12 protein-coding genes and 1 pseudogene are annotated in these 15286 nt (G+C 54.3%); 6 read left to right on the plus strand and 7 right to left on the minus strand.

Annotated features, from left to right (window positions below; all coding sequences use genetic code 11):
- Nucleotides 1-29: 29 nt before the first annotated feature.
- Nucleotides 30-692, minus strand: a complete 663-nt coding sequence (gene yieH, locus WH277_RS08520; RefSeq protein WP_133844826.1) for a 6-phosphogluconate phosphatase — start codon at nucleotides 690-692, stop codon at nucleotides 30-32.
- Between the two features lie 200 nt (nucleotides 693-892).
- Here yieH and WH277_RS08525 point away from each other — a divergent pair, with 200 nt between their 5' ends.
- Entirely contained in the window at nucleotides 893-2206 is a 1314-nt protein-coding gene (locus tag WH277_RS08525) for an NCS2 family permease (protein WP_133844824.1), read from the plus strand.
- Nucleotides 2207-2245: 39 nt separating this feature from the next.
- Here the strand turns inward: WH277_RS08525 and WH277_RS08530 are convergent, their stop codons facing one another.
- The 6 genes and pseudogenes from WH277_RS08530 to rpmH form a co-directional block, all read right to left on the minus strand.
- Nucleotides 2246-2989, minus strand: a complete 744-nt coding sequence (locus tag WH277_RS08530; protein WP_133844822.1) for a 4'-phosphopantetheinyl transferase family protein — start codon at nucleotides 2987-2989, stop codon at nucleotides 2246-2248.
- A gap of 156 nt (nucleotides 2990-3145) precedes the next feature.
- Entirely contained in the window at nucleotides 3146-4510 is a 1365-nt protein-coding gene (gene mnmE / locus WH277_RS08535; protein ID WP_133844820.1) for a tRNA uridine-5-carboxymethylaminomethyl(34) synthesis GTPase MnmE, read from the minus strand.
- 154 nt (nucleotides 4511-4664) lie between these two features.
- Entirely contained in the window at nucleotides 4665-6311 is a 1647-nt protein-coding gene (gene yidC / locus WH277_RS08540) for a membrane protein insertase YidC (protein WP_339505255.1), read from the minus strand.
- 2 nt (nucleotides 6312-6313) lie between these two features.
- Nucleotides 6314-6572: pseudogene (yidD, locus tag WH277_RS08545) on the minus strand (membrane protein insertion efficiency factor YidD).
- Nucleotides 6536-6895, minus strand: a complete 360-nt coding sequence (gene rnpA, locus WH277_RS08550) for a ribonuclease P protein component (protein WP_062744083.1) — start codon at nucleotides 6893-6895, stop codon at nucleotides 6536-6538. The pseudogene yidD and the gene rnpA overlap by 37 nt, the downstream one beginning before the upstream one ends.
- A 17-nt stretch (nucleotides 6896-6912) precedes the next feature.
- A complete protein-coding gene (gene rpmH, locus WH277_RS08555) occupies nucleotides 6913-7053 on the minus strand; it encodes a 50S ribosomal protein L34 (protein ID WP_003023858.1) in 141 nt (46 codons plus the stop codon).
- 630 nt (nucleotides 7054-7683) lie between these two features.
- Here rpmH and dnaA point away from each other — a divergent pair.
- From dnaA to rbsK, 5 genes are all read left to right on the plus strand, one after another.
- The gene (dnaA, locus tag WH277_RS08560; protein WP_133844812.1) at nucleotides 7684-9075 is read left to right on the plus strand and encodes a chromosomal replication initiator protein DnaA; all 1392 of its coding nucleotides are present in this window, start codon (nucleotides 7684-7686) and stop codon (nucleotides 9073-9075) included.
- A gap of 2 nt (nucleotides 9076-9077) precedes the next feature.
- Nucleotides 9078-10178: a DNA polymerase III subunit beta gene (dnaN, locus tag WH277_RS08565; protein WP_133844810.1), complete on the plus strand. Its 1101-nt coding sequence runs from the start codon at nucleotides 9078-9080 to the stop codon at nucleotides 10176-10178.
- A 74-nt stretch (nucleotides 10179-10252) separates the two neighbouring features.
- On the plus strand, nucleotides 10253-11338 hold the full coding sequence (recF, locus tag WH277_RS08570) for a DNA replication/repair protein RecF (protein ID WP_133844808.1): 1086 nt from the start codon (nucleotides 10253-10255) through the stop codon (nucleotides 11336-11338).
- Between the two features lie 17 nt (nucleotides 11339-11355).
- Nucleotides 11356-13764 (plus strand): DNA topoisomerase (ATP-hydrolyzing) subunit B, encoded by a 2409-nt coding sequence (gene gyrB, locus WH277_RS08575; protein ID WP_133844806.1) that lies wholly within the window; start codon nucleotides 11356-11358, stop codon nucleotides 13762-13764.
- A 277-nt stretch (nucleotides 13765-14041) separates the two neighbouring features.
- Entirely contained in the window at nucleotides 14042-15250 is a 1209-nt protein-coding gene (rbsK, locus tag WH277_RS08580) for a ribokinase (protein ID WP_133844804.1), read from the plus strand.
- Nucleotides 15251-15286 lie beyond the last annotated feature (36 nt).

Here is a 15286-nt window from a genome sequence, read left to right on the forward strand (position 1 = left end):
AGGCCGGGTTGTTTCCGGCCTGCCCCCATTTAGCGCGTTAACTGCCAGCCACGCGCCTGCCATAAATCTGGCAGCTGTGCCATATCATCAAACACCGTCACCAGTGGATGGTTGATTACCGGATTATGCGCATCGACGCAGTAATAGAATACCGGGATCCCGGCGGCGATGCCCGCTTTTGCCCCCGCCTCAGAATCATCGATCAGAATGCAGCGCTCAATCGCAACGCCCATCTGTTTGGCAGCGTAGTACATCAATTCCGGGTCGGGTTTCCAGTGCTCAATGTCATAGCCGCTGTATAAGTGGTCCCCAAAGAAGGAGAGCATGCCGGTCAGGCCGAGCGAATGCTGCATTTTGGGGACGGTCCCGTTAGAGACGACACAGGCCGGAACACTCACTTTTTCCAGCAACGCCTTTGCACCGTGAATCGGTTTAAGCTCCAGGTCAAACAGGCGAGCCACTTCCTGACGATAAGCCGGTTCCAGGACTTCAACCGGGGTCGTCAGCGGGTGCTGCTGGCAGACATCCGCGATGATGTCGTACAGTTTCACTCCTTTGTACTTTTCGAACATCTCCTGCAGCGACAGCGTGACACCAAACTGCGCGAAAGTGTTGACGTACGCCTGAGTACAGAGCATTTCGCTGTCGACCAGCGTTCCATCACAATCGAAAAAAATGCATTCCACGGTCATCCTGATTCCTTCTGTCCAGTGGGTGGATACCCGATAGTAGCGCGAAGCGGGGTGAATTATGTCAATTACTGTTAACGGTTGTGATAAGACGGGTAAAACAGCGCAATCGGTTGCGAAAAAACCGGGTGATCGGCATCCCAAAATCAGAATTTTGGGGTAGGATAACGGCCGACAACTTTTCTCCGTTCTGGAAACACATAATGACGAATCCCGGTCTGTTACAACGGATTTTTAAATTGCAGGAGCATGGCACCACCGTTCGTACCGAGGTGATTGCTGGTTTCACCACCTTTTTGACGATGGTGTATATCGTTTTTGTTAACCCTCAGATCCTCGGCGTGGCCGGCATGGACACGCAGGCGGTCTTCGTTACCACCTGTCTGATAGCTGCCGGAGGCAGTATTCTGATGGGGCTGGTCGCGAACCTGCCTGTGGCACTGGCCCCCGCGATGGGGCTGAACGCCTTCTTCGCCTTCGTGGTCGTGGGTGCGATGGGGATATCCTGGCAGATCGGAATGGGCGCTATTTTCTGGGGGGCTGTTGGCCTGCTGTTGCTGACGATCTTCCGTGTGCGTTACTGGATGATTGCCAATATTCCACTGAGTCTGCGCGTCGGGATCACTGCCGGTATTGGTCTGTTTATTGCGATGATGGGGCTGAAAAATGCCGGTATTATCGTGGCCAACGAAGCAACACTGGTAACAGTCGGTAACCTGACCTCGCACAGCGTACTGCTGGGCGCGTTGGGCTTCTTTATTATCGCCATCCTTGCATCGCGCAATATCCATGCGGCGGTGCTGGTGTCGATCGTGGTGACCACGCTGATTGGTCTGGCGATTGGTGATGTGAAATATACCGGTATCTTCTCCGCACCCCCTGCGGTGACCTCCGTTCTGGGGCAGGTTAACCTGAAAGATTCACTGAACGTTGGCATGGCCGGGATCATCTTCTCCTTTATGCTGGTCAACCTGTTTGACTCTTCCGGGACGTTGATTGGTGTGACGGATAAAGCCGGTCTGACTGATGAGACGGGCAAGTTTCCGCGTATGAAGCAGGCGCTGTATGTGGACAGTATCAGTTCCGTTGCCGGCTCATTTATCGGTACCTCTTCGGTGACTGCGTATATCGAAAGCTCATCCGGCGTGTCCGTGGGCGGTCGCACCGGCCTGATGGCCGTTGTGACGGGCGTGCTGTTCCTGCTGGTGATGTTCCTGTCACCGCTGGCGGGTATGGTCCCCGCTTATGCCGCAGCCGGTGCGCTGATCTACGTGGGCGTGCTGATGACCTCAAGCCTGGCGCGCGTGAAGTGGGATGACCTGACCGAAGCGGTTCCGGCGTTTGTGACAGCGGCGATGATGCCATTCAGTTTCTCGATCACTGAAGGTATCGCACTGGGCTTTATCTCTTACTGCGTGATGAAGCTGGGCACGGGGCGCTGGCGTGAAATCAGCCCGTGCGTCGTGGTCGTGGCGTTACTGTTCGTTCTGAAAATCGCGTTTATCGACGCGCATTAATCAGACTAACGGGTGGTGGTAACGCCACCCGTTTGACTCTCAGGAGTGATAGAGCGGTTTTTCCGCCGGCAGACTGGTCAGACGCAGCGTGCGTGGCCCAAGATTGTGTGCATAAACGTTAAAATCCCGCAGTGATTCCCAGCCATCTTCCCCGTTATATTCCCACAAATGCAGTCGGTCAGTGCCTGGCGATAACGCACAGGACCACACCAGCAATGGCTCAACATCACACAGCGCCTGAATATCTGGCCAGGTGACGCAGCGCAGTCGTCCTGATGCCGGGTGCAAGCGCAGTGAATCACTTCCTTCATCCGCTTCGCCAGTGAGTTTTAGAATGCTTTGGCGTAGCGTCCACAGCTGCGTAGACGCCTCAATGGCATCATTCTGTGCATTGATCCACGCTTTCTCTCCCGACGACAGACATTCAAAATGGTGCTCCGTCGTCTGACGGCTATGTGCGCGGACAATTTCCATATCGAGTCCGGCGCGGCCCCGTTCCTCAGCTAACATCACACCGACCATGTTACCGGCGTAGGCCAGGCTAAAGTCAGGGAGATCCGGGTCTGCAAAGCAGGGGCGTCCACTGGTGGTGGTGATCAATTCGGGCAAAAGGGGGATGCCATACACGCGCAGCATCAGTTCAGCGAGCAGGCTTCGGGCGGCCAGATAACGGGCCCGGCGTTTCTCGGAAAATCTGCTGGCCTGCTCTACCATCTGCTGCGGGAGTCGGTGAACCTGGGGTCTGGTTTGGGCGAGTGCCCAACGTGCAAAATGACTTGCCATCTGTCGCTCCGTGAAAATGGTCGGGTAATCATCTCTGCCATTGTAAGAATTTTCTTATCAAATTTCACCTGGGATTCCATTCCCAGGGGTATTTTCGGACTATTGTCACTGTTTATAGCCAGATTGCTGGTGGAATAGAGCGATCACACCGGGTGTTTACTTCCCGATGCAAAAACTGGAGAAAATACGCCCCAGCAGATCATCCGAGCTAAATTCTCCGGTAATTTCACTCAGCGCTTGCTGGGCAAGGCGAAGCTCTTCTGCCAGTAATTCACCGGCCCAGGCACCCAGCAGTTGGTCTTTGCCCTGCTGTAAGTGAGTGGCTGCTAACTCGAGTGCGAGCAGGTGGCGTCGGCGTGCCAGGAAGCCACCTTCCATATTGCCAGAGAAACCCATGCTGTGCTTCAGGTGGTCGCGCAGGACATCAATGCCATCGCCAGTGCGTGCCGACAGACGAATAAGTGAGTGACCATTTACTTCTTCGATGCCCAGCACTTCACCTGTCATATCAGCTTTATTGCGCACCACGGTAATCGGTAACGTTTGTGGCAGCCGGGCGATAAAGTCCGGCCATATTTCGGCCGGGCCGGTCGCACCCGTTGTGGTGCCATCGACCATAAACAGCACACGATCGGCCTGTTCGATCTCATTCCATGCGCGTTCGATGCCAATGCGCTCAACTTCATCGCTGGCTTCGCGTAATCCTGCGGTATCAATGATATGCAGCGGCATGCCATCAATATGGATATGCTCGCGCAGCACATCGCGGGTGGTGCCCGCGATATCGGTCACAATCGCTGCTTCGCGTCCGGCCAGTGCATTCAGCAGGCTGGATTTACCGGCGTTTGGACGCCCGGCGATAACCACTTTCATCCCTTCACGCAGCAGGCTGCCCTGGCGTGCTTCGGCACGTACGTCGTCAAGGTCGGCAATCACCTGATGCAGCTGCGCTTCAATTTTACCGTCGGAGAGGAAGTCGATCTCCTCATCCGGGAAGTCGATGGCTGCTTCTACATAGATTCGCAGGTGAGTAAGCGCTTCCACAAGATGGTTTACACGGGCAGAAAATACGCCCTGTAATGAATTAACGGCGGAACGTGCTGCCTGCTCGGAGCTGGCATCAATCAGGTCGGCAATCGCTTCAGCCTGTGCCAGATCCAGTTTGTCATTGAGGAAGGCGCGTTCTGAGAACTCTCCCGGATTGGCAATTCGCAGCCCGGGCAGTGCCACAATACGCTTCAGCAACAGATCAAGGATCACCGGACCGCCGTGGCCCTGAAGTTCCAGTACATCTTCACCGGTAAATGAGTTCGGGCCGGGGAACCACAGCGCGATGCCCTGATCGAGAGTGCTACCGTCGGCGTCACGGAACGGCAGATAGTCGGCGTAACGCGGTTTAGGCAGTTTACCCAGCAGTAACTGCGCAACGTCTGCGGCCTTGCTGCCAGAAATACGCAGAATGCCGACGCCGCCGCGTCCTGGCGCGGTCGCCTGCGCGACGATAGTATCGCTATGGCTCATGTTGAATTCTCTTTTGGAAATAAAAAGGCGGTCATAATGACCGCCTTAGTGTAAGCATTGTGCGTGTTGTTCGCACGGGGCGACCGGAAAAAATGGTTGCCCCCTACGTGCAGGGACTGACCTTCTTTTTCGGTCAGCCCGCAGCATTAACAGATTACGCTTTTTTCTTGTCGCGGCTGTGCAGGCCACGTTTTTCCAGGCCGCGATAAATCAGCTGCTGCTGGAGAATGGTCACCAGGTTACTGACGATGTAGTACAGCACCAGACCTGACGGGAACCACAAGAAGAACACGGTGAAGATCACGGGCATAAAGGTCATGATCTTCTGCTGCATCGGATCGGTCACGGTGGTTGGCGACATCTTCTGAATGAAGAACATCGTGATACCCATCAGGATCGGCAGAATATAGTACGGGTCCTGTGCTGCCAGGTCATGGATCCACAGGGCGAACGGCGCATGACGCAGTTCTACCGAGCCCATCAGCATGTAGTAAAGGGCCAGGAAGATAGGCATCTGGATAACCAGAGGCAGACAGCCGCCCAGCGGGTTTACTTTCTCCGCTTTGTACAACGCCATCATTTCCTGGCTCATACGCTGCTTGTCATCACCTAAACGCTCACGCATCGCCTGAATCTTAGGCTGCAACATGCGCATTTTTGCCATCGAGGTGTACTGCGCTTTGGTCAGCGGGTACATGATGCCACGCACGATGAAGGTGATTACGATAATGGAGAAGCCCCAGTTACCGATAAAGGTGTGCAGGAATTTCAGCAGTTTGAACAGCGGCTGAGAGATAAACCACAACCAGCCGTAATCCACGGTCAGATCAAGGTGGGGAGCCACAGCTGCCATCTTGTCCTGAATTTCCGGGCCCACCCACAGGGTGGCTGCCAGCTGCTGCTGAGAACCTGGTGCGACGGTGACCGGTGCAGATTTGTAGCCAATCGCCGCGATTCCGTTACCCAGATTGCTGGTGTACAGCGTGTTGTTACCCGCCGTCTGTGGAACCCATGCGGTGGCGAAGTACTGCTGCATCATTGCCACCCAGCCATTGGTGGTCGTGGTGCTCAGGTTTTCGTTATCGCTGATTTTATCGAATTTGTACTTTTCGTAGTTTGTCTCACTGCTGGAGTAAGCCGCGCCACGGAAAGTGTGCAGAGCAAAGTTGCTGCTGCCGGTATCGCGATGCTTCGGCAGGTCAATAGACTGCTTCAGCTGACCGAACATTGACACTTCCAGCGGCTGCTGTGAGGCGTTGTTGATCTGATAATCGACATTAATCGCGTATTCACCACGTTTCAGAACGAAGGTCTTGGTGAAGGTTGCGCCGTTTTCCGCGGTAAAGGTCAACGGAATACGCAGCTCGCTCTGGCCATCAGCCAGCTCGAAGTGATCCTGGCCTGCGGTATACAGAGGACGTGCGCCATTGGCCGGATTATCCGGGCCGTTACGACCAGTCAGACCGCTCTGGGCCTGATACAGGAATCCAGGCGTGGTTTCCAACAGTTGGAAAGGCTTGTCTGAACCCAGTGAATCCGGGTAAGTCAGCAATAACGCCTGGTCAATATCGCCACCGCGAGTATTGATGTTTAAAGACAGGACATCAGTCTTAACGGTGATCGTTTTGCCCTGGCCACTGGCAGGTACGCCTTGATTGGCGGCATCACCGGCTGCACTGGTCGTGGTTTGCGTGGTCTGGGTCTGCAATGGCTGCGGAGCGTGGTCCGTCTGCCAGGCTTGCCAGATCATGAAGGACACGAACAGAAAAGCGATGAGGAAAAGATTGCGTTGCGAATCCATCGTTAATGTTCTCTGGGATCAATGGTTATGTGGCGGCACCGGATCGTCGCCACCCGGGTTCAAGGGGTGGCATTTTAATATGCGTTTCATCGTCAACCAACTCCCTTTTATCACCCCAAACCTGCGCAATGCCTCAATTCCGTATTGCGAACAGGTGGGATGGAAACGGCAGTGGGGTCCTAACAGCGGGCTGATAACGCGTTGATAGACGCGTATCAGCCCGATCAGGAGCCGCGAGCCAGGCGACAATGGCGACGCCATAGTTTCTCCAACGCTTCCGTCAGTGCCTTATTATCCAGATCGGCAACACCCTTTTTCGCTACGATGACAAAATCCATCGCCGGAAGCTCATGTTGACGCAGACGAAAGCTTTCGCGGGTCAATCGCTTGATCCGGTTACGCTCGTGAGCACGTTTAACATGTTTTTTGGCGACGGTAAGACCGATGCGGGGATGCCCCAGCGCGTTCAGGCGGCCGAGAATAGTAATTTGCGGCGTGCCAGCCCGTTGTGGCTGCTGGAAGACGAAAGTGAAATGAGTGGGAGTTAACAAACGTAACTCCCTGGGAAATGCGAGCTTAACCACTCAGCGGTTAGCTTTTATTACTTAGAAACGGTCAGACGAGAACGGCCTTTAGCACGACGACGTGCCAGAACCTGACGACCATTTTTATTTGCCATACGAGCACGGAAACCGTGTGAACGGTTACGCTTCAGTACGGACGGTTGAAAAGTGCGTTTCATGGCGATTTCTACCTAAACTTTAAAAATTTCACTTGGTGACGCGTTATCTGGCCCGAAAAAACGACCGACGCCTCAGTGTGTCTTTAATAAAGAGGCGGGATTGTAATAATTGTACAGTCCAGAGTCAATTTACTTCGCGTGAAAAGCGCATCCTGATTGCCCGTAGTGACCGCAAAAACAGCCAAAACGGCCATGGCGCACACGCCGGGGCAAGAATTATACGGCGTCCAGTAAAAAGCGCAAGGATCGCGCAGGATCTTCTGGCGATCCTGTTGCATGCTGTTTGCGGCAATAACGTGATGGCACCATTAAATTTCAATGAATGCAGACGATCCTGAATGTCTTTTGCTCAGGGTGGCGTAAACTTATCCCCGCTGTACATGCCTGTGGATAAATTGGATCAAAACTGTGTAGAAAGTGAAGATCTCTGCGGCGCTTTACGCTATGATCCGCCCTTCCGCTAACGATCCTTCGGGTCGATCCTACCCCTTAAGCATTAGATATGCCGGGGACGGGCGGAGTAACCGTGGATAGCGGTTCGCATGTGTTTCATCGGCATGCGTCAACAATGATGAAATTATCGCTTCAGCGCTTTTATTTCTTATCGAATTTTTTCGAGTGGAGTCCGCCGTGTCACTTACGCTTTGGCAACAGTGTCTTGCCCGCCTGCAGGATGAGCTACCTGCCACAGAATTCAGCATGTGGATACGCCCCTTGCAGGCCGAATTGAATGACAATACGCTGGCCTTGTATGCACCAAACCGTTTTGTACTCGATTGGGTTCGGGATAAATACCTGAATAATATCAATGCTCTGCTAAATGATTTTTGCGGGGCAAATGTGCCATTGCTGCGCTTTGAAGTGGGCAGTAAGCCCGTCGCGCAAACCATCAGCCAGCCGGTGATGGCCACGGCACATGCCAGTTCACCAGGCATCATCAGCCGCCCTGCACCGATGCGCCCCAGCTGGGACAATATGCCGGCACCGGCGGAGCTGTCTTACCGCTCAAATGTGAACACCAAGCACAACTTCGACAATTTCGTTGAGGGTAAATCAAACCAGCTGGCACGTGCGGCGGCACGTCAGGTGGCTGATAACCCGGGTGGCGCGTATAACCCGTTATTCCTTTATGGTGGTACCGGTCTCGGTAAGACGCACTTGTTGCATGCGGTCGGCAACGGGATCATGGCACGTAAGCCAAACGCGAAAGTGGTGTATATGCACTCGGAGCGTTTTGTGCAGGACATGGTCAAGGCGCTACAGAACAACGCCATCGAAGAATTTAAGCGTTACTATCGCTCAGTGGATGCGCTGCTGATCGATGACATTCAGTTTTTTGCCAATAAAGAGCGATCGCAGGAAGAGTTTTTCCACACCTTTAATGCCCTGCTGGAAGGTAATCAGCAGATCATTTTGACCTCGGATCGTTATCCGAAAGAGATCAATGGTGTGGAAGATCGACTCAAATCCCGCTTTGGCTGGGGCCTGACGGTGGCGATCGAGCCGCCTGAGTTGGAAACTCGCGTAGCGATCCTGATGAAGAAAGCGGATGAGAATGACATTCGCCTGCCGGGTGAAGTGGCGTTCTTTATTGCCAAGCGTCTGCGTTCTAATGTGCGTGAGCTTGAAGGTGCGTTAAACCGCGTGATCGCCAACGCCAACTTTACCGGTCGTGCCATCACGATCGATTTTGTGCGCGAAGCCTTACGTGACCTGCTTGCCTTGCAGGAGAAGCTGGTAACTATCGATAATATTCAGAAGACGGTTGCTGAGTATTATAAAATTAAAGTCGCCGATCTGCTGTCGAAGCGACGTTCCCGTTCGGTTGCACGCCCGCGCCAGATGGCGATGGCGATGGCCAAGGAACTGACCAACCACAGTCTGCCGGAAATCGGTGATGCTTTCGGGGGTCGTGACCACACCACAGTGCTACATGCCTGCCGTAAAATTGAGCAGCTGCGTGAAGAGAGTCATGACATTAAAGAAGATTTCTCAAATCTAATCAGAACATTATCTTCCTGACTATGAAATTTATTGTAGAACGTGAGCATTTACTCAAGCCATTACAGCAAGTTAGCAGCCCATTAGGCGGTCGTCCGACGCTGCCGATCCTTGGCAACCTGTTGTTGCAGGTTAATGAAGGCACGCTGTTGCTGACGGGCACCGATCTGGAAATGGAAATGGTGGCGCGCGTTGCGCTGACGCAGGACCATGAGCCTGGCGCCACGACGGTACCGGCACGCAAATTCTTTGATATCTGCCGGGGTTTGCCGGAAGGCGCTGAAATCACGGTGATTCTGGAAGGCGAAAGAATGCTGGTGCGCTCCGGCCGCAGCCGTTTCTCGCTGTCTACCCTGCCTGCCAGTGATTTCCCTAACCTGGATGACTGGCAGAGCGAGGTCGAATTCACACTGCCGCAGGCGACCCTTAAACGCCTGATTGAAGCCACGCAGTTCTCTATGGCCCATCAGGACGTGCGTTATTACCTGAACGGAATGCTGTTTGAGACCGAAGGTGAAGAGCTGCGTACTGTGGCCACCGATGGTCACCGCCTGGCGGTCTGTTCAATGCCGGTGGGCCAGCAGCTCCCCAGCCATTCAGTGATCGTGCCGCGTAAAGGGGTTATTGAGCTGGTGCGTCTGCTGGATGGCGGCGATACCCTGTTACAGGTACAGATTGGCAGCAATAATATCCGTGCACATGTGGGTGATTTTATTTTCACCTCGAAGCTGGTTGATGGCCGCTTCCCGGATTATCGCCGCGTGTTGCCGAAGAACCCGGACAAAACCCTCGATGCAGGCTGTGATCTGCTGAAGCAGGCGTTTTCCCGTGCAGCGATCCTCTCTAATGAGAAATTCCGCGGTGTTCGCCTCTATATCAGCGAAAATCAGCTAAAAATTACGGCAAATAACCCGGAGCAGGAAGAAGCGGAAGAGATGCTGGATGTGACCTACGGTGGCACCGATCTCGAAATCGGCTTCAACGTCAGCTATGTGCTGGATGTCCTGAACGCGCTGAAGTGCGAGAACGTGCGTCTGCTGCTGACTGATTCCGTTTCCAGCGTCCAGATTGAAGATGCAGCCAGTCAGTCAGCGGCCTATGTTGTGATGCCAATGCGCTTGTAATTGCTGAGTTCATCTTCATCTCCGTAGGGGTCAGGTACGCCTGACCCAGACATTCCGCTGCTCTGGATCCTGCTATGGCTTTAACCCGCCTGCTTATTAAAGACTTCCGTAATATCGAAAACGCGGACCTCGCGCTGGCCCCCGGATTTAACTTCCTGGTGGGGCCCAACGGCAGCGGTAAAACCAGCGTGCTGGAAGCGATTTATACCCTCGGTCATGGCCGTGCCTTTCGCAGTTTGCAGGCGGGCAGGGTTATTCGCCATGAGCAGGACGCCTTTGTGTTGCACGGGCGTATCGCCGGGGCGGAAAGGGAAGTGTCGGTTGGGCTGACTAAAAACCGCGCCGGTGACAGCCGGGTACGGGTTGACGGTAGCGACGGCCACAAAGTGGCCGAACTGGCGCAGATGCTGCCGATGCAGCTGATCACGCCGGAGGGCTTTACCCTGCTGAACGGGGGGCCGAAGTATCGTCGTGCTTATATCGACTGGGGCTGCTTTCACAATGAACCGGGTTTTTTCAACGCCTGGAGTAACCTCAAACGCCTGCTGAAACAGCGTAACGCTGCGCTGCGTCAGGTGTCACGCTACCAGCAGATCCGCGCCTGGGATCAGGAGCTGGCACCGTTGGCTGAACAGATAAGCCAGTGGCGTGCGGCCTACAGTGAAGCGATTGCGGCAGATATTAACGCCACCTGTGCCCAGTTTTTGCCGGAATTTCAGCTGAGCTTCTCTTATCAGCGCGGCTGGGATAAAGAGAGTGATTATGCCGACCTGCTCGAACGCAGTTTTGAGCGCGATCGTGCACTGACTTACACTGCCAGTGGTCCTCATAAAGCGGATTTTCGTATTCGCGCAGAGGGAACGCCGGTGGAAGATTTGCTGTCACGCGGCCAGTTAAAGCTGCTGATGTGCGCCCTGAGGCTGGCGCAGGGTGAGTTTCTCACCCGACAGAACGGGCGACGTTGCCTGTATCTGATAGATGATTTTGCCTCTGAGCTGGATGAAACCCGTCGCCACCTGCTGGCAGCGCGTTTAAAAGCCACTCAGGCCCAGGTTTTTGTCAGTGCCATTGCGGCCGAGCATGTCTTCGACATGACTGATGAAAAGGGCAAGATGTTCACTGTAGAACAAGGTAAAATAGTGGTTCAACCTGAAGATTAAACGAGCGAGAAAAGTTGATGTCGAATTCTTATGACTCCTCCAGTATCAAAGTTCTCAAGGGGCTGGATGCGGTACGCAAGCGCCCGGGTATGTATATCGGCGATACGGATGACGGTACCGGTCTGCATCACATGGTATTTGAGGTCGTGGATAACGCCATTGACGAAGCACTCGCCGGTCACTGCTCCGATATTCTTGTCACTATTCATGCAGATAACTCTGTGTCTGTGCAGGATGATGGCCGCGGTATTCCTACCGGTATCCATGAAGAAGAAGGTATTTCTGCCGCTGAAGTGATCATGACCGTGCTGCACGCAGGCGGAAAGTTCGATGATAACTCCTATAAAGTGTCCGGCGGCCTGCATGGTGTGGGTGTTTCCGTGGTTAACGCCCTGTCGGAAAAACTGGAACTGACCATTCGTCGTGAAGGCAAAGTTCACCAGCAGATCTACGTCCATGGTGTGCCGCAGGCGCCGTTAAGCGTTAGCGGTGAAACCGATCTGACCGGAACACGCGTGCGTTTCTGGCCAAGCCATCAGACCTTTACCAACGTCGTTGAATTCGAATACGAAATTCTGGCAAAACGCCTGCGCGAGCTGTCGTTCCTGAACTCTGGCGTCTCTATCAAGCTGGAAGATAAGCGTGATGGTAAAAGCGACCATTACCACTATGAAGGTGGTATTAAGGCGTTTGTTGAGTATCTGAACAAGAACAAAACCCCGATCCACCCGAATGTGTTCTATTTCTCTACTGAGAAAGACGGCATTGGTGTGGAAGTGGCGCTGCAGTGGAACGATGGTTTCCAGGAAAACATCTACTGCTTTACCAACAACATCCCACAGCGCGATGGGGGGACGCACCTCGTTGGTTTCCGTACCGCCATGACCCGTACGCTGAATGCCTACATGGATAAAGAAGGCTACAGCAAGAAAGCCAAGGTCAGTGCCACGGGTGATGATGCGCGTGAAGGCCTGATTGCTGTCGTTTCAGTCAAAGTGCCAGACCCTAAATTCTCCTCTCAGACCAAAGATAAACTGGTCTCTTCCGAGGTGAAAACGGCGGTTGAGCAGCAGATGAATGAACTGCTGGCGGAATACCTGCTGGAAAACCCGAGCGATGCAAAAATCGTTGTGGGTAAAATCATCGACGCAGCCCGCGCCCGTGAAGCGGCTCGCCGCGCACGTGAAATGACCCGCCGTAAAGGTGCGCTGGATCTGGCTGGTCTGCCTGGCAAACTGGCTGACTGCCAGGAACGCGACCCGGCACTTTCTGAAATCTACCTTGTGGAAGGGGACTCTGCGGGCGGCTCTGCCAAGCAGGGACGTAACCGTAAAAACCAGGCCATTCTGCCGCTGAAAGGTAAAATCCTGAACGTGGAGAAAGCGCGCTTCGATAAGATGCTCGCTTCGCAGGAAGTGGCAACGCTGATCACCGCGCTGGGCTGCGGCATTGGCCGTGACGAATATAACCCGGACAAACTGCGTTATCACAGCATCATCATCATGACCGATGCCGACGTGGATGGTTCTCACATCCGTACGCTGCTGCTGACCTTCTTCTACCGTCAGATGCCTGAAATCATCGAACGTGGCCATGTGTATATCGCCCAGCCGCCGCTGTACAAGGTGAAAAAAGGGAAGCAGGAACAGTACATCAAAGATGATGACGCGATGGACCAGTATCAGATCTCTATCGCACTGGACGGTGCTTCGCTGCATGCTAACGCCAGCGCTCCGGCCTTGGGTGGCAAGCCACTGGAGGACCTGGTATCAGAGTTCAACAGCACGCGTAAGATGATCAAACGTATGGAGCGCCGTTATCCGGTGGCGCTGTTGAACGCGCTGGTTTACAACCCGACGCTGAGCGAACTGGCAGTAGAAGCGCCGGTACGGGCCTGGATGGATGAGCTGGTTACGTATCTGAACGATAACGATCAGCACGGCAGCAGCTACAGCGGTCTGGTTCGTGAAAACCTGGAACTGCACATCTTTGAACCGGTGCTGCGCATCAAGACGCATGGTGTGGATACCGATTATGCTCTGGATACGGATTTCATGCTCGGCGGTGAATACCGTAAGCTTTGTTCCCTGGGCGAGAAGCTGCGTGGTCTGATTGAAGAAGACGCGTTTATCGAACGTGGCGAGCGCCGTCAGCCAATTGCCAGCTTTGAGCAGGCAATGGAGTGGCTGGTCAAAGAGTCACGTCGTGGTCTGACGGTTCAGCGATACAAAGGTCTGGGCGAAATGAACCCTGATCAGCTGTGGGAAACCACCATGGATCCGGAAAGCCGTCGTATGCTGCGCGTGACCATTCGAGACGCGGTTGCCGCCGATCAGCTGTTCACCACCCTGATGGGCGATGCGGTAGAGCCACGCCGTGCCTTTATCGAAGAGAATGCGCTGCGCGCCGCGAACATTGATATCTGATGTTGCAGGGGGCGACCTGTTGTTCCGGTCGCCCCGTATCAATAAGCAGACCCCCCGGGTCTGTTTTTTTTCGCCTGTCATCCTCATGTCGAAAAAGTGAGTAAATTTCGACACGTCTTGTTTTCATGTTAGGCGCATCGACCTGTCTGCCTTCGTTTTTACCTCACCCTCTTTTGGTTTCACTTCCGTTTGCTTCCGTTTTTCACCGAGCGCTATGACCGCTATCACTTTTAAACTTTACGTGCTCCCTTAGGCTACTGAATAGCAAGAGGTGACTATGTATCTGGAACAACGGCGTAACAGCATTCTCGATTATCTCGACCAGCATGAAAGCCTGAGTGTCGCCTGGCTTGCTGCCGCCTTTGCCGTCTCCAAAGAGACCATTCGCAGCGATCTGGCAGCACTGGCAGGCCTTGGAATGATCCAGCGCTGTCATGGTGGCGCGATGGTGATTCGCCGCAACTTACAGGCCAAGCTGATTTCGGAAACCGGCGGCAACTTTGAGGTGCTGTTACAGCGGCTGGAGAGCCAGCGTCAGCGTTCAGCACCGCGCGACAGCACCCAGACACAGGGCCGGGTGTGCATCCTCGGCTCGTTTAACGTCGATATCGTGGCAAAAGTAGCGCGCTTTCCGAAAGGCGGGGAATCCCTGCTGGCGCTGGGCAGTACGCTGGGGCCGGGCGGCAAAGGGGCGAATCAGGCGATGGCGGCCAGCCGTGCCGGAGCACGTGTTCACTTCGTCTCCAAAGTCGGTACCGATCAGTTCAGCCAGTTCGCTTTCGACCATCTGTCGGCGTCAGATATTCACTCTTTCAGGCTGTATCAGAGTGACGTAGAGCCAACGGGTAACGCGATTATCTATGTATCGCAGCAGGATGGCGAAAATATGATCGCCATTTATTCCGGGGCCAACAAGACGTTGACCGACGCCGAAGTGGCAGAAATGACGCATGAACTCGCGGGGTCTGATGTGCTGTTGGTGCAGCTGGAAAACAATTTTTCCGCCACGCTGAACGCCATGAAGCTGGCCACCACCCTGGGCGTGCGCGTCATTATGAATCCGGCGCCTTTCTCAGCAGATGCGCTGGCGTGCCTGCACTATGTGGATGTACTGACGCCGAATGAAACCGAGGCTTCTTTGCTCTCCGGCGTGGAGGTGAATGACCTCGACAGCGCGAAAGAAGCGGCCCTGGCGATTGTGCGTCAGGGAGCGAAGCGGGTGATTATCACCATGAGTTCGCGTGGGGCGCTGATCCTCGAGAACGGTCAGTTTCAGCATATTGCCGCGTTTCCGGCACTCAGTGTCGACACTACCGGTGCCGGTGATGCGTTTAACGGTGCCTTCGCCGCGGCGCTGGCAAAAGGACAGACTATTGCGCAGGCGGCCACTTATGCCGCGGCGTTTGCTTCACTGGCGGTAGAGCGCGAAGGGGCATCGAATATGCCCGATCACCCTCAGGTGGTTGCGCGTCTGGCGCAGCATTAAATCCGACTGACTTTCATGCAGCACTGCTGCTTCAGG

Origin of the sequence: Erwinia sp. MYb416 (assembly GCF_037479575.1) — a bacterium.
Classification (GTDB): domain Bacteria; phylum Pseudomonadota; class Gammaproteobacteria; order Enterobacterales; family Enterobacteriaceae; genus Erwinia; species Erwinia rhapontici.

Bases quoted from the DNA above. Each gene is read 5' to 3' on its own strand.
- WH277_RS08525 (WP_133844824.1), top strand. From the start codon at position 893: ATGACGAATCCCGGTCTGTTACAACGGATTTTTAAATTGCAGGAGCAT.
- gyrB (WP_133844806.1), top strand. From the start codon at position 11,356: ATGTCGAATTCTTATGACTCCTCCAGTATCAAAGTTCTCAAGGGGCTG.
- yidC (WP_339505255.1), bottom strand. From the start codon at position 6,311: ATGGATTCGCAACGCAATCTTTTCCTCATCGCTTTTCTGTTCGTGTCC.
- rbsK (WP_133844804.1), top strand. From the start codon at position 14,042: ATGTATCTGGAACAACGGCGTAACAGCATTCTCGATTATCTCGACCAG.
- mnmE (WP_133844820.1), bottom strand. From the start codon at position 4,510: ATGAGCCATAGCGATACTATCGTCGCGCAGGCGACCGCGCCAGGACGC.
- rpmH (WP_003023858.1), bottom strand. From the start codon at position 7,053: ATGAAACGCACTTTTCAACCGTCCGTACTGAAGCGTAACCGTTCACAC.
- recF (WP_133844808.1), top strand. From the start codon at position 10,253: ATGGCTTTAACCCGCCTGCTTATTAAAGACTTCCGTAATATCGAAAAC.
- dnaN (WP_133844810.1), top strand. From the start codon at position 9,078: ATGAAATTTATTGTAGAACGTGAGCATTTACTCAAGCCATTACAGCAA.
- WH277_RS08530 (WP_133844822.1), bottom strand. From the start codon at position 2,989: ATGGCAAGTCATTTTGCACGTTGGGCACTCGCCCAAACCAGACCCCAG.
- yieH (WP_133844826.1), bottom strand. From the start codon at position 692: ATGACCGTGGAATGCATTTTTTTCGATTGTGATGGAACGCTGGTCGAC.